Source organism: Stenotrophomonas sp. CS3K5, assembly GCF_059515225.1.
The window spans coordinates 255451-269028 of record NZ_JCAKRX010000004.1 but is presented as its reverse complement, the minus strand read 5'-3'; the positions used below and the strand labels follow the sequence as shown (position 1 = coordinate 269028).

Here is a 13578-nt window from a genome sequence, read left to right as displayed (position 1 = left end):
GTAAGCTATCCCCGCCTGACGCAATCAGCCTGGTGCTGGTGGGTCAAGACCACCCAATGAAAAGGAGTTTTGTCGTGAGTGAATTCGATAACGTCCCGCCGCCGCCGGCCACCACCAATGCGCCGGCCGACCAGCGCACCATGGCCCTGGCTGCCCACCTGCTGGGCATCTTCACCTGGTTCATCGGCCCGCTGATCATCTGGCTGATCAACAAGGATGATGCCAGCAAGGCCTTCGTCACCGACCAGGCCAAGGAAGCGCTGAACTTCCAGATCACCATCACCATCGCGATGCTGATCTGCATCGTGCTGACCATCGTGATCATCGGCGGCATCCTGGCGCCGATCGTCGGCATCCTGAACCTGGTGTTCTGCATCATCGCGGCGGTGAAGGCTAACAACGGCGAAGCCTATCGCTATCCGTTCGCGCTGCGCCTGGTCAAGTAAGACCGTCCGCATGTGGAACGGAAAACGCCCGGCACTGCCGGGCGTTTTTTGTTGGTGAGCGCGCAGCGTGGCTGCGATCAGTGATCGCGTTCCACCGCCAGCGTTGCCAGCGCGCGCAGCGCATCGCCCTCTTCGCCGTAGCCGGCCAGGCTGGACTGCATGCGCGCAGCCAGTTCACGCAGCTGCGCCTTGGCGCCGTTCATGCCGAGCAGCGCGGGGAAGGTGCTCTTGTCCTGTGCCTGGTCCTTGCCGGCGGTCTTGCCCAGCTGTTCGGAACTGGCTTCGACATCGAGGATGTCGTCGCGCACCTGGAACGCCAGGCCGAGCGCGTCGGCGAAATGATCCAGCTGGGCCAGCTGCGGCTCGTGGGCCTGGCCGCACAGCGCGCCCATGCGCACCGCCGCGCGGATCAGCGCACCGGTCTTGAGCGCGTGCATGCGGGTCAGTGCCGCCAGCGACTGCTGCTGGCCGGTGGCATCGATATCCAGGGCCTGCCCGCCGCACATGCCGGACGCACCGGACGCATGCGCCAGGGTCTGCAGGCAGGCCACGCGCAGGGTGGCCGGCAGCGGTGCGTCGGCCAGCAGGCCGAAGGCGCGGGTCTGCAGCGCGTCGCCGGCCAGGATCGCCGTGGCTTCGTCAAAGGCGATGTGCGTGGTCGGCTTGCCACGGCGCAGTGCATCGTCGTCCATCGCCGGCAGATCGTCATGCACCAGCGAATAGGCGTGGATCAGTTCGACCGCCATCGCCGCCGCATCCAGGGTTTCGGCCTGCGCGCCGAACAGCTGGCCGCTGGCGTACACCAGCAGCGGGCGCATGCGCTTGCCGCCGCCGAGCACCGAATAGCGCATGGCCTGGTGCAGGCGCTGCGGCGCTTCGGCGGGTGAGGGCAGGGCGGCATCGAGCTGGCTTTCGATGCGGTCGCGCCAGCGCGCGAACAGCAGCTCAGCCGTCATGGCTGGGCGGGTCGAAGGGCTCGGCCGTTTCCGGCTGGGCCGGATCGCTGAGCAGGCGCACGCGCAGTTCCGCCTGCTCCAGCGCCTGCTGGCACTGCCGGTACAGGCCGACGCCACGTTCGTAAGCACTGAGCGAAGCTTCCAGGCTCAGCTCGCCGGTTTCCATCTGCTCCACCAGCTGCTCCAGCGATTCAAGCGACTGCTCGAACTGGGCGACCGGGGAGGCGTTTTCGGGGGACTTCTTGGCCATGCGGCAAGTGTGGACGGGCTGCGCGCGGGGGTCAATTCACCAACCGCCGGGACGCCACTGCAGCTGCGCGTCCCGGGCCAGCAGCCATGCCTGCAAGGGCGCGCTGATGACCACATCGGCGGCGGCCAGCAGTTGCCCGTCCGCAAACAGCAGCGGCAGCTGCGCGCGTCGCCACGGCGCGAGGTGTTCGCGTTGCAGGCAGTCCTTCAGCGCATGGGCATGCTGGCGGCCGGGCATCAGGATGCGCTCGCCACCCACCCGCGCACGGATCTGCAACGGCTGCTCGAAAGCACTGGCACCCCGCAGGCGCAGCTGGCCGCCGTCGGGCAGCGGCAATGGCGAGCGGCCATCCCATGTGGCCTGCCAGTCGGCGGGCAGAGCCGGCAGCTGCGCAGGCAGCAGATAGGCATGGTCGCGCCATTGCCGGATGGCATGGTCGTGCCAGCGTACCTGTGCCTGACGGTCATTGGCTGCCGGCAGCAGCTGCTCCAGTGCCTGCTGCAGCACCGTGGCCGGCAGCGGCAGGGCGCCGTGGCCGAGCACCCAGGCGCGCAGCACGCGCGCGGCACGGCCCGGCGAAACCTGGCGCAGCAGTTGCAGCGACAGCACGCGTGGTGCGACTTCCAGGTGTGCGATCAGTTCGGCGTCTTCTTCGTCCAGCAGTTCGCGGGTCTGCCGGCAGTGCGTCGCGCTGCCGGCCAATGCCGCAGCGGCATGCGGCCATCGCTGACGCAGCAGCGGCAGTACATGCAGGCGCAGGAAGTTGCGATCGGCGTGGTCATCGCTGTTGCTGGGGTCTTCGATCCAGCACAGCGCGTGCTGCCGGGCGTAGTCGAGCAGCGCGCTGCGCGGTGCGCGCAGCAGCGGGCGCCACAGGCGGTGTGCACCGAGCTGACTGTACGCTGCCATCGCGGCAAGCCCATCGACGCCGGAACCACGCAGTGCACGCAGCAGGAAGGTCTCGGCCTGGTCGTCCTGGTGCTGTGCCAGCGCCAGTGTTTCGCCGTCGCGCAGTTCGGCGGCGAACGCCGCGCGCCGGGCGTGGCGCGCCGCGCCCTCCAGGCCGAGGCCAGGGTGCAGATCAACCTGCACGCGGTGCACGGCCAGTTCGAGGCCCAGCGCTGCGCACTGCTGCTGGCAATGCCGCACCCAGTCATCGGCGGCCGGTTGCAGGCCGTGGTGCACGTGCACCGCACGCAGCGGCGTGGCAGAGGCCTGGGCGCAGCGCCACAGCCAGTGCAGCAGCACGGTCGAATCGACACCGCCGCTGTAGCCCACCAGCAGCGGTGCATCCAGCGGAACGAGGGCAGGGAAGGCGGTCACGGCGGCAAGTATAGGGTGGGGTTTACTTGGCAGGGCTGCGCCCTGCACCCGCTACGAGCCAGAGCAACAGCAACAGCAGAAGCTGGTTTCCTGAAGGTTGGCGGGGTGGGTCCGGTTGCGGGAGACGCCGTAAACCCGTCCTTGGGGGCTTGGCCGCGGCATCCATGCCGCGGACACTCCCGCAACCGGACCCACCCCGCCTTCGACAGTTTCCTGCGAGCTGTTGGAAATGCCAAATCCGGGGTCAGATCCGTTTTCCTGCGGAAAACGGATCTGACCCCGGATTCAATTCGATCTCTCACAGATCTGATCCACGCAAAGCGTGGATGGTCCAACCGTCTCCGGAAATCTATCGGGGGTGGGGCGGTGCGGGTGGGCAGGACCGTTGGCGCCATGGATGGCGCCATCGAGCCCCCATGGGTGAGGGAGCTTTGCTTGCGAAGCACTGCTTCGCAAGCGCCCGAACGCCCAGCCGCTAACGGCTGGGCCGGACCGCGGAGCGGGGTTTACGGCGTGTCCTGACCACCCGCACCGCACCGCCCAACTCACAGAAGACCAGAGCCGCTTTGGCTGTTGCTGTTGCTCCGGTTCGTAGCAGGTGCAGGGCGCAGCCCTGCCGAAAACCTTACTTCAGCCTACGACCCGTGCGGTCGATGCGGAACCACTCGCCGCCTTCCATCGGTGTATGGCCATCGCCATCCGGCGTGCCGCGACGGCAGCCGTTGCAGACCTCGGCCACGCCGTCGCGGAACGGCCAGGCGAAATCGAAGGTGCCCGGTACCACCTGACGGAATGTCAGATCGAAGTAGCCCACGCGATTGCCCACGCGCCCGCGCAGCAGGCCTTCCTCCGGCGTTTCCGGGCCGTTGTCCCAGGTCAGCACCGGCAGGCTGCGGCCGGTGCGGTCGACGTAATGGAAGCCCTGGTCGGCATACACCACGGCCAGGCCGTGGTCATCAAAGTTCAGGTCCTTCAGTGTGCCTGGCTGGATCTTCGGCCGGTGATCGACCACCTCGCAGTTGGGCAGCGGCCACAAGCCGTGTTCGTCGGTGAGCAGCTTGCATGCCGGCGCCTGTGCCTGCGCGTTGGCACTGGCCAGCATCCCGAACAGGGCCAGCGACCGCGCGAAGCGGCCGCCGGCGCGGGCAGGGCGGGCCTGCCGCAGGGTCACTTGTCCTCGGCCTTGCGCTCGAACGCGGTTGGTGCCGGCAGCTGCACCGGCACGCCCTTGTCGTCGCAGGTGCCGGCCTGGCACAGGCGCTCGCGCAGTGCCGGGGTGGCCTGCACGATCATGTGGTAGATCGCGTTCTGTTCCAGCGTGCCGCGGATCGCCTTGCTGCCCGGGCCGCGCGCCCAGATGCCGACGTCCTCGCCACCGTGCGACTCGGACTTCATCGGCACCAGTGCTTCCTGCATGTAGTCGGGATGCTCGGTGTCGACCTCGCGCAGGTTCGGGCGGCCGTTGGCCGGTTCGAAGCTGCTCGGGTTGTGCGGGTAGCGCTTGGGGCCGGCCGGCTGCTGGTTGCTGGCGCCGGTATGGCCCGGGCCGTTGGCATAGCTCAGCGTGGTGTACGGCTGGCCGGTGCCGTCCAGCGCGTAATCCAGCTTGCCGGCGCCATCTTCGCCACCCTTGTCCTTCACCTTGCCCAGGATCGGGTTGCCGCGCGCCGGGTAGCCGACGAAGTTCAACGTGTGCGAATGGTCGGCGGTGACGATGATCAGGGTGTCATCGGCCGAAGTCAGCTCGTTGGCCACGCGTACCGCGTCGGACAGCGCCACGGTTTCGGTCAGCGCACGGTAGGCGTTGCCGCTGTGGTTGGCGTGGTCGATGCGCGCGCCTTCGATCATCAGCACGTAGCCTTCCGGGTGCTGGGACAGGTTCTTGATCGCCGCAGCGGTCAGCTCGGCCAGGCTCGGCTCGCCGCCCGGATCCTGCGGACGCTCGTACTCGTAGCGCATGTGGTCCGGCTCGAACAGGCCCAGGATGGCCGGCGCGTTGGCCGCAGCCGCCAGTTGCTTGCTGTTCCACACGTAGGCGCCCTGCGGATGGGCCTGCTGCCATTCCTGCACCAGGCTGCGGCCGTCCAGACGCTGGCCGACCTTGTCGTCGTACTCCGGATCGCGCTCTTCCACAGTGGTGAACTCACCGCGGCCGCCACCGAGGGCCACCAGCGGGCCGCGGCCGTAACGCGAGGTCGACAGCAGCTGCTGGGCGATGTCCTTGCAGCCGGCGGCCTTGGCCGCGTCGGTCAGGTCGGTGTCGTTTTCCCAGTTGCGCTCGGGCGAGTGCGCATACGTCGCCGCCGGAGTGGCGTGGGTCAGGCGTGCGGTGGACACCACGCCGGTGGCCAGGCCGGCGCTGTCGGCCAGCTGCAGCCAGGTCAGCAGGCCCTTGGACAGGCTGTCGGCACAGTCGGTGCGGCTGCCGGCGCTGACGCCGATCGCGCCCATGTGGGTCTTCACGCCGGTGGTGATGGCGGTCATGGTGCCGGCCGAGTCCGGCGTCTGCGAATCGGTGTTGTAGGTCTTGCTGAACGCCGTGGCCGGGAAGCGCTCCCAGGACAGCAGGTTCTCTTCGCCCGAGCCGCCCTTGCGCTGGCCTTCGTAGATGCGCGAGGCGGCCACGGTGGTCAGACTCATGCCGTCACCGAGGAACAGGATGACGTTTTTGGCCTTTCCGGCCATCGCACCATTGGCCGCCGCCTGGGCGGCGCCGCTGCGGTACCACCACTGCGGTGTCTCGCCGGCCGGGTGCGCGACCGGGTCGACGGCGACTTTCAGGCCGGCCGGGGCAGAGGCGGGGGTAGTGCTGGCGCAGGCGCCGAGCAGCAGGGTGGTGGCACAGGCGGCCAACAGGGAGACGGAACGGCGCATGGACGCTGGGATCTCACAAACTGTAACGGGACGTTCATTATGCCCGGCCCTGCAAGGCACGCCGATGACACACTGATTTGCCGGCCGGGCGGTCGTTCCGCGGGCCAGGTTCGGCTATCGTGCCAGCATCCCTTCCTTCCCCTCTGGATTGCCTATGAAGCTGGTCTCTGCCTGGCTGCGGATTCCATTCTGGCAGCGCGTGGTCGGTGGCTTCGTGCTCGGCGCGCTGGCCGGCTGGGCGCTCGGCCCGGCCGCGGAAACGTGGTTTGGCCCGCTCGGTGAGCTGTACGTCACCCTGATCAAGATGATCGCCGTACCGTTGGTGTTCTTCGCGGTCATCAATGCGATTTCTTCGCTGCATGGCCAGAAGTCGGTCGCCGCGCTCAGTGGCCGCACCTTCCTGTGGTTCGTGATCACCGCAGCGCTGGCGGTATGCGTCGGCCTGGCCGTGGGCACCGTGCTGCAGCCGGGTGCCGGTGGACTGCAGTTGTCGATGGCCAGCAACTACGTACCGCGCGAAGTGCCCAGCGTGGTGCAGGTGCTGCTGGATGTGGTGCCCGCCAATGTCTTCTACGCGCTGTCCGGCATCGGCACCAAGGTCAATGCCGCTGGTGAGACCGTGCTGGCGGCCGGCCGCGGCTCGATCCTGCCGGTGATCTTCTTCGCCGGCCTGGTCGGCTTTGCCATCGTCAAGCTGGGCGAGAAGGTGACCGAGGCGCGCAAGCTGGTCGGCCAGATGAGCGACATCATGATCCAGGTGACCCGCTTCGTACTGGAAGTCACCCCGATCGGCACCTTCGGCCTGATCGCCGGCCTGGTCGGCAGCTACGGTTTCGAGAAGCTGCTGCCGCTGGGGCATTTCGTGCTGGCGCTGTACGTGGCCTGCGCGCTGCACATCGTGGTGGTCTACAGCGCACTGTTGATGGCGCATGGCCTGAACCCACTGAAGTTCTTCCGTGGCGCCGCGCCGGGCATGCAGGTGGCGTTCGTCAGCTCGTCCAGCTTCGCGGCGATGCCGGTGGCGCTGCGTTCGATCACCCACAACCTGGGGGTGAACAAGGACTACGGCTCGTTCGCGGTGCCGCTGGGTGCCAGCATCAAGATGGACGGCTGCGGTGCGATCTACCCGGCGCTGTGCGCGGTGTTCATCGCGCAGTACAGCGGCGTGCCGCTGACCCCGGAACAGTACGTGGTGGTGCTGATTGCTTCGGTGCTGGGCAGCTTCGGTACCGCCGGTGTGCCGGGCACGGCGGTGATCATGGCCACGGTGGTGCTGAGTGCGGCCAACCTGCCGCTGGAAACCATCGGTTACCTGTATGCCATCGACCGCATCCTGGACATGATGCGCACGATGACCAACGTGACCGGCCAGATGCTGGTGCCGGTGATCGTGGCCAAGGAGACCGGGCTGCTCGACCAGGCGGTGTATGACAACCCGTCCAGCAATGTCGGTGTGGATGACCCCGACCCGACGCCGCCGCGCGGCTGAGGTTGCGTGGTGGTGATGGAAGGCCCACCCTGACCGGCGGGCCTTTTGTTTTGTTCCGGTAGATCCACGCCATGCGTGGATGGCGGCCGTGCCGACCAACGGTCGGCACCCACCGGGGGCGCAAACGAAAAAGCCGCTGCAGGGCAGCGGCTTTTCGTCTCTCAGGCGGCGCGGTGGCGCCAGCGGGTCAGAGGTCGACCCGGCGGGCCTGCATGAACTTGTTGCCCCAGTAGCCACTGAGCAGGGTGTCCACGCGGACGTCCTTGCCCGAGCTCGGTGCGTGCAGGAAACGGCCATCACCGACATAGATGCCGACGTGGTCGACGCGGCCCTTGCGGCCGAAGAACACCAGGTCGCCCGCGGCCAGCGCGGTGCGGTCGTTGATCAGTTCGGCGTTGTCGTCGTGGGCCATCTCGCGCGACACGCGCGGCAGTTCGATACCCAGCGCAGAACGGAACACGTAGCCAACCAGGCCGCTGCAGTCGAAGCCGCTGTCCGGGTTGCTGCCGCCCCAACGGTACGGGGTGCCCAGCAGGGTCATCGCGCGGCGCAGCAGCGACTGCACCTTGCCATTGTCGGCGGCGGTGCCGACAACGCTGCCATTGGCGGCGCTGCTGGTGTCGTAGTTGGCGAGCAGGCGGCTGAGATCGCCGGCCACCACGGCCGAGCGGTCCATCAGCGGAATGGTGTCGTTGGCGGCCAGGTGCGGCAGCAGGGCGGCCAGCGTGGCGCTGGCGGCGGCATCGACGCGGCTGCGCTGCGGAGCGGCAGCCTCGGCCTTGGCGGCCGGTCGGGCGGTGCTCTCGGCCACCGGGGCCGGGGTCACATCGGAGGAACGGTTCGGAGCGGTCTGCGACCAAGCCGGAAGGCTGGTCAGGCACAGTGCCAGGCCAAGCAACAGCGGGCGGGCACCACGTGAAGATACGGAAGTCTGGCCTTCGCTTTTCAGGTCGTCAGTCGTCACGCGTCGGTCACAGGAAAAAAACGATGGGGCATCATGCCCTGTAAAAGCGCGGATAAGTTAAAAATTCCGTTAGTAATCCGTTAGTTTCATAGTGATGCGCGTCACATTTTTGAACATATCGCCTGTTCATTTTAGCGAAGAACGCGTTTCGCCCCCGTGTAGTGGTCCTTCCAGTAAGGCCCACTGAGCGAGTCGAGCCGGACCGTGCCGCCGGTGCTGGGGGCGTGCACGAAACGCCCTTCACCCACGTAGATGCCGACATGGGTGACGTTGCCGCGGCTGCCGAAGAACACCAGATCGCCGGTGGCCAGGCGCTGCGGGTCGATCTTCGGGCCCTGTACCGCAGCCAGGTCACGCGAGGTACGTGGCAGCTTCAGGTCCAGCATCTCGCGGTAGACGTAGGCCACCAGGCCGCTGCAGTCGAAGCCCGAATCGGGGGTGTTGCCGCCGTAGCGGTAGGGCGTGCCGACCAGGCTGATGGCGCGCATCAGCACCGAATTGGCCGCCTCGGGGTTGTCCGGCACGGTCTTCGGCCAGTGCGCGGTTGGCGGTGGCGGAGCAGGGCGGGTGGCCTTGCCGCCGCCGCAGGCGGTCAGCAACAGGGGCAGGGCCAGCAGCAGGGCCGGGGCGAGCAACCGGCGCGGGCCGGACGAAACTGGCGTGATGTGCATGATCTCCGGATAATGCGCCACCTTGGATTGGCCGTCATGATGGCGGCGTCCCCGCCGGGCCACAACCCGCCCCAACCCGCCTGCCTCCGGCAGATCCAGACAGAGTTGCGCATGAAGATCGAAAAAGACCGCGTTGTCCGCTTCCACTACACCGTTTCCGAAGCCGGCCAGGAGCCGATCGAGTCGTCCAAGGACCGCGGCGAGCCGCTGGCGATCCTGATCGGCCACGGCAACATCATCCCGGGCCTGGAAAACGCCATGATGGACAAGGAAGCCGGCGCGACCTTCAGCGTCGACGTCAAGGCCGCCGATGCCTACGGTGAGCGTCGCGAGGGCCTGTCCCAGCGCGTGCCGAAGAAGCACTTCGGCAACACCAAGCTGGCCCCGGGCCAGCAGGTCGTGCTGCAGACCAACTTCGGCCCGCGTGCGGTGACCGTGCAGAAGGTCGGCATGAGCGTGGTCGACGTGGACCTGAACCATCCGATGGCCGGCAAGGACCTGCACTTCGACGTTGAAATCGTCGACGTGCGCGAAGCCGGCAAGGAAGAGATCGATCACGGCCACGTCCACGGCGACGGCGGTCACCAGCACTGATCGTCGCGCGATCGTGATGGCAGCAACGGCCCGCTTCGGCGGGCCGTTGCGTTTCTGGAACACGGCGCGGCCATCCATGGCGCTTGGGCCGGCGGCATAATGGTGGACCTGCTCGACGGACGCCCCGTGAACGCCGCTTCTCCTTCTCTGCAACCGCTGGCTTCCAGCGAACGCATCGCGGTGCTGGATGTGCTGCGCGGTGCCGCGCTGCTGGGCATCCTGCTGATGAACATCGAGGCCTTCAGCGGTCCGCTGGACCTGGCCTTCACCGGTATCGACACGCACTGGCAGGGCCTGGACTACTGGGCCGATGCGTTCGTCTATGTGTTCGTGCAGGGCAAGTTCTTCACCCTGTTCTCGTTGCTGTTCGGCGCCGGCTTCGCGGTGATGGCGCAGCGCGCCGAGGTGGCCGGGCGTGCGTTCACCCCGTTCTACCTGCGCCGCAGTGCCGGCCTGCTGCTGATCGGCCTGTGCCATGCGCTGCTGGTCTGGTCCGGCGACATCCTGGTGCTGTACGCGCTGGTTTCGCTGCCGCTGCTGGCATGCCGCGAGGCGCCGCGCAGCTGGCTGCCGTGGATGGGCGTGATCGTCTATCTGGGCGGCGTGGCGATGATGCTGCTGGTCGGGGCGATGGTGTCGATGGCGCCGGTGGAGGACCTGCAGAAGATGCTCGCCGACGCACAGCAGGAGATCGCCCAGCAGCGCCTGGTGTACGGGCAGGGCAGCTGGATGCAGGCCAACGCGCAGCGCCTGGGCGAGTTCGGATCGTCGATGGGGGCGCTGCTGATTACGGGCCCGGAAGTGCTGGGCATGTTCCTGATCGGCAGCTGGTTTGCCGGCAGCGGCGCACTGGCCACCCCGGAGCGCTTCGTGCGGCTGTACACGGTGTTGCGCTGGGTGGCGCTCCCGCTCGGCCTGGTGATCACGCTGCTGGGGGTTGTCTGGAAGCCGTATCTGGCACCGGGTGCCTATGATCTGCCGGTCACCGCCGCGATGGCCCTGGTGACGGTGGGCGGTCTGCCGATGTGCCTGGGCTACCTGGCCTGGATCGTGCATTGGCGCAGGCGGCTGGCGTGGTTGGCGCCGGTGGGACGCATGGCGTTGACCCACTACCTGGGCCAGTCGCTGCTGTGCACCTGGCTGTTCTATCACTACGGCCTGGGCGCGTTCGGGCAGATGCCGCGCAGCGTGCAGCTGTTGTTCGCGCTGGCGCTGTTTGCGGTGCAGGTGGGCATTTCGCACGCCTGGCTGCGGCGCTTCCGTTTCGGCCCGATGGAATGGCTGTGGCGCGCGATGACGTACCGGCAGTGGCCGCCGATGCGGCGCGGAGCCGGGCAGGGCTGATCGATGCAGGGCGCGCGCGAGGATGTGATCGTGGTGGGCGCCGGTGCCATCGGTCTGGCCACTGCGCTCGCGCTGCGCGCGCAGGGCAGGCAGGTGCGGGTGATCGAACGGGGGCGCATCGGCGGCGCGACCTCGCATGGCAACTGCGGCACCATCACGCCCAGTCATGCGCCACCGCTGGCGGCCCCCGGTGTACCGCTGCGTGCGCTGCGCTGGATGCTCGACCCGCGCGCACCGCTGTATGTGCGCACGCGGCTGGACCCAACGCTGTGGCGCTGGTTGCTGCAGTTCGGCGCGCGCTGCAACGCGCGGGACTGGCTGCAGTCCACGCGGGCACGCGGCGCACTGTTGAATGATTCGCGGCTGCGCCTGGCGCAGTGGGTGAAGACACACGCGCTGGACTGCGAATTCAAGGCGCGCGGTCTGGATTACGTGTTCGGTGATGCGCGCAACTTCGACCATTACGCGGCCGAGTGCGAGGCATTGAACGCGCAGGGCATTTCCACGCGGTGCATCGGTGGCGCCGACTACGCGCGCGACAACCCGGCCTTCCATGATCGGCTTGCCGGTGCGATCCACTTCCCCGGTGATGCACAGCTGCGACCGGACCGCTACACCGCCGAACTGGCACGCGTGCTGCGCGCGCAGGGCGTGGTGATTGACGAACAGCGGGATGTGCAGGGTTTCATCGGCGATGCGCACGGTGTGCGCGTGCAGGCCGGTGGCCAGCATCTGTTGGCGCGCGAGCTGGTGCTGGCCACCGGGCCGTGGTCGCGCCACTGGGCGCGGCAGCTGGATCTGCGCGTGCCGATCCAGCCCGGCAAGGGCTATTCGCTGACCTGGTCGCGCCCATCGCAGGTGCCGCTGCGTCCGGCGGTGCTGAAAGACCATTCCGTCTTCGTGATTGCCTGGCGCGACGCGCTGCGGCTGGGCGGCACCATGGAGTTCGCCGGTGCTGACCCGCAGCTGCATGCGACCCGCCTGCAGGCGTTGCAGCGCGCTGCCGACCACTACCTGCGCACGCCGCGCGGCGCGCAGCTGCAGGAACAGTGGTGTGGCTGGCGGCCGATGAGCGTGGACGACGTGCCGATGATCGGCCGCGCGCCCGCGCATCCTCACGTCTGGCTTGCAGCCGGGCATGGCATGCTCGGCATCAGCATGAGCGCCGGCACCGGCCAATTGATTGCCGATCTGGTCTGCGGCCGCACGCCCGCGATCGATCCTGCCCCTTACCGACCCGAGCGATTCCGATGAGCACTGCACCCTATGATTACGATCTGATCGTCCTTGGCGGCGGTTCCGCCGGCCTGGCCGGTGCGATCCGCGCCGCGCAGCATGGCAAGCGCGTGGCGATGCTCGAACCCGGCGAACTGGGCGGCACCTGCGTCAATGTCGGCTGCGTGCCGAAGAAGGCGATGTGGCTGGCGGCCGACCTGCACGAGCGCATCGGCCTGGCCAACGCGATGGGCTTCGATGTGCCGGTGCGCCCGGCACTGTCGTGGAAGGAGCTGGTGATCCACCGCCAGGCCTACATCAGCAACATCCACACCAGCTACCACAAGCGCCTGGACGAAACCGGCGTGGTACGCATCCCGGCACGCGGCCATCTGCTCGACGCGCATACCGTGGCCTGCAGCGACGGCGTGCGCTACAGCGGCGAACACATCCTGATCGCCACCGGCGCGCACCCGCTGCGCCCGGACATTCCGGGTGCCGAGCTGGGCCTGGTCTCCGATGACTTCTTCGATCTGCGCGCGGCACCGGCCGAGGTGGCCATCATCGGTGGCGGTTACATCGCGGTGGAACTGGCCGGGCTGCTGCAGGCACTGGGCAGCAAGGTGAGCCTGCTGGTGCGTGGCCAGCGGCTGCTGGAGCGCTTCGACTACGAACTGACCGATCAGCTGGCCGAGAACCTGAAGCAGCAGGGCGTACGCATCCATTTCGGTTACCGCCTGCGTGAACTGCAGCGCGACGGTGAGCGTGTGCGTGCGTTCGGCCACGATGGGCCGCTGGACAGCGTGTTCGATGCGGTGTTCTTCGCCACCGGCCGCCGCGGCAACAGCCGTGACCTGGGCCTGGAGGCGCTGGGCATTGGCATCGGCGAGCACCAGCAGGTGGAAGTGGACCAATGGCAGACCACGAGCGTGCCGAGCGTTCATGCGGTCGGCGACATCGCCGGCAAGGTCGGCCTGACCCCGGTGGCGGTGGCCGCATCGCGGCGGTTGATGGACCGCCTGTTCGGTGGCCGCCCGCAATCGAAGATGGATTACGAGAACGTGGCCAGTGTGGTGTTCTCGCACCCGCCGCTGGGCGCGGTGGGCATGAGCGAGGAAGAGGCGCGTGCGCGCTTCGATCAGGTGAGCGTGTACCACAGCCGCTTCCGCCCGATGCTGCAGGCGCTGGCCAACGGCACCCAGCGCAGCCTGTTCAAGATGGTCTGTGCCGGCCCGGAAGAACGGGTGGTGGGCATTCACCTGCTGGGCGAAGCGGCCGATGAAATCCTGCAGGGCTTCGCCGTTGCGGTGAAGATGGGGGCGACCAAGGCGCAGTTCGACGACACCGTGGCGATCCACCCGACCTCGGCCGAGGAAGTGGTGCTGATGCGCTGAGCCAGGCCGTTGTAGAGCCGAGCCATGCTCGGCTGCTTTTCGCCCAGACATGGCGAAG

General features: G+C 67.8%; 13 protein-coding genes. 6 read left to right on the top strand and 7 right to left on the bottom strand.

Annotation, left to right across the window (positions count from 1 at the left end; all coding sequences use genetic code 11):
* Positions 1-74 precede the first annotated feature (74 nt).
* Positions 75-446: a DUF4870 domain-containing protein gene (locus AC5YGJ_RS08535; RefSeq protein WP_040007321.1), complete on the top strand. Its 372-nt coding sequence runs from the start codon at positions 75-77 to the stop codon at positions 444-446.
* A gap of 77 nt (positions 447-523) precedes the next feature.
* Here AC5YGJ_RS08535 and AC5YGJ_RS08530 read toward each other — a convergent pair whose 3' ends face one another.
* From AC5YGJ_RS08530 to AC5YGJ_RS08510, 5 genes are all read right to left on the bottom strand, one after another.
* Positions 524-1402, bottom strand: a complete 879-nt coding sequence (locus AC5YGJ_RS08530; protein WP_496186271.1) for a polyprenyl synthetase family protein — start codon at positions 1400-1402, stop codon at positions 524-526.
* On the bottom strand, positions 1392-1652 hold the full coding sequence (locus AC5YGJ_RS08525) for an exodeoxyribonuclease VII small subunit (RefSeq protein WP_006381978.1): 261 nt from the start codon (positions 1650-1652) through the stop codon (positions 1392-1394). Before AC5YGJ_RS08525 ends, AC5YGJ_RS08530 begins: the two co-directional genes overlap by 11 nt.
* Before the next feature lie 36 nt (positions 1653-1688).
* Positions 1689-2975 carry a tRNA lysidine(34) synthetase TilS gene (gene tilS / locus AC5YGJ_RS08520; RefSeq protein WP_496186270.1) on the bottom strand — a complete coding sequence of 429 codons (1287 nt, stop codon included), beginning with the start codon at positions 2973-2975 and terminating at the stop codon, positions 1689-1691.
* Between the two features lie 625 nt (positions 2976-3600).
* Positions 3601-4146 carry a WG repeat-containing protein gene (locus tag AC5YGJ_RS08515; protein WP_496186269.1) on the bottom strand — a complete coding sequence of 182 codons (546 nt, stop codon included), beginning with the start codon at positions 4144-4146 and terminating at the stop codon, positions 3601-3603.
* Positions 4143-5849, bottom strand: a complete 1707-nt coding sequence (locus AC5YGJ_RS08510; protein ID WP_496186268.1) for an alkaline phosphatase — start codon at positions 5847-5849, stop codon at positions 4143-4145. Before AC5YGJ_RS08510 ends, AC5YGJ_RS08515 begins: the two co-directional genes overlap by 4 nt.
* Before the next feature lie 154 nt (positions 5850-6003).
* On the opposite strand from AC5YGJ_RS08510, the gene AC5YGJ_RS08505 reads away from it, so the two are divergent.
* Positions 6004-7338 carry a dicarboxylate/amino acid:cation symporter gene (locus AC5YGJ_RS08505; RefSeq protein WP_107231107.1) on the top strand — a complete coding sequence of 445 codons (1335 nt, stop codon included), beginning with the start codon at positions 6004-6006 and terminating at the stop codon, positions 7336-7338.
* 187 nt (positions 7339-7525) lie between these two features.
* Here AC5YGJ_RS08505 and AC5YGJ_RS08500 read toward each other — a convergent pair whose 3' ends face one another.
* Positions 7526-8302 (bottom strand): C40 family peptidase, encoded by a 777-nt coding sequence (locus AC5YGJ_RS08500; protein ID WP_423172578.1) that lies wholly within the window; start codon positions 8300-8302, stop codon positions 7526-7528.
* 131 nt (positions 8303-8433) lie between these two features.
* On the bottom strand, positions 8434-8973 hold the full coding sequence (locus tag AC5YGJ_RS08495; RefSeq protein ID WP_107231263.1) for a C40 family peptidase: 540 nt from the start codon (positions 8971-8973) through the stop codon (positions 8434-8436).
* Between the two features lie 111 nt (positions 8974-9084).
* On the opposite strand from AC5YGJ_RS08495, the gene AC5YGJ_RS08490 reads away from it, so the two are divergent.
* The 4 genes from AC5YGJ_RS08490 (at position 9085) to gorA (ending at position 13520) form a co-directional block, all read left to right on the top strand.
* Entirely contained in the window at positions 9085-9567 is a 483-nt protein-coding gene (locus AC5YGJ_RS08490) for an FKBP-type peptidyl-prolyl cis-trans isomerase (RefSeq protein WP_107231105.1), read from the top strand.
* 99 nt (positions 9568-9666) lie between these two features.
* Entirely contained in the window at positions 9667-10911 is a 1245-nt protein-coding gene (locus AC5YGJ_RS08485) for a DUF418 domain-containing protein (protein WP_496186267.1), read from the top strand.
* 3 nt (positions 10912-10914) lie between these two features.
* Positions 10915-12165 carry an NAD(P)/FAD-dependent oxidoreductase gene (locus tag AC5YGJ_RS08480; RefSeq protein ID WP_496186266.1) on the top strand — a complete coding sequence of 417 codons (1251 nt, stop codon included), beginning with the start codon at positions 10915-10917 and terminating at the stop codon, positions 12163-12165.
* On the top strand, positions 12162-13520 hold the full coding sequence (gorA, locus tag AC5YGJ_RS08475) for a glutathione-disulfide reductase (protein WP_496186265.1): 1359 nt from the start codon (positions 12162-12164) through the stop codon (positions 13518-13520). Before AC5YGJ_RS08480 ends, gorA begins: the two co-directional genes overlap by 4 nt.
* Positions 13521-13578 lie beyond the last annotated feature (58 nt).

Excerpts from the sequence above, each read along its gene's own strand:
- AC5YGJ_RS08530 (WP_496186271.1), bottom strand. The coding sequence starts at position 1,402 with ATGACGGCTGAGCTGCTGTTCGCGCGCTGGCGCGACCGCATCGAAAGC.
- AC5YGJ_RS08525 (WP_006381978.1), bottom strand. The coding sequence starts at position 1,652 with ATGGCCAAGAAGTCCCCCGAAAACGCCTCCCCGGTCGCCCAGTTCGAG.
- AC5YGJ_RS08510 (WP_496186268.1), bottom strand. The coding sequence starts at position 5,849 with ATGCGCCGTTCCGTCTCCCTGTTGGCCGCCTGTGCCACCACCCTGCTG.
- AC5YGJ_RS08505 (WP_107231107.1), top strand. The coding sequence starts at position 6,004 with ATGAAGCTGGTCTCTGCCTGGCTGCGGATTCCATTCTGGCAGCGCGTG.
- AC5YGJ_RS08495 (WP_107231263.1), bottom strand. The coding sequence starts at position 8,973 with ATGCACATCACGCCAGTTTCGTCCGGCCCGCGCCGGTTGCTCGCCCCG.
- AC5YGJ_RS08490 (WP_107231105.1), top strand. The coding sequence starts at position 9,085 with ATGAAGATCGAAAAAGACCGCGTTGTCCGCTTCCACTACACCGTTTCC.
- AC5YGJ_RS08485 (WP_496186267.1), top strand. The coding sequence starts at position 9,667 with ATGGTGGACCTGCTCGACGGACGCCCCGTGAACGCCGCTTCTCCTTCT.
- AC5YGJ_RS08480 (WP_496186266.1), top strand. The coding sequence starts at position 10,915 with ATGCAGGGCGCGCGCGAGGATGTGATCGTGGTGGGCGCCGGTGCCATC.
- gorA (WP_496186265.1), top strand. The coding sequence starts at position 12,162 with ATGAGCACTGCACCCTATGATTACGATCTGATCGTCCTTGGCGGCGGT.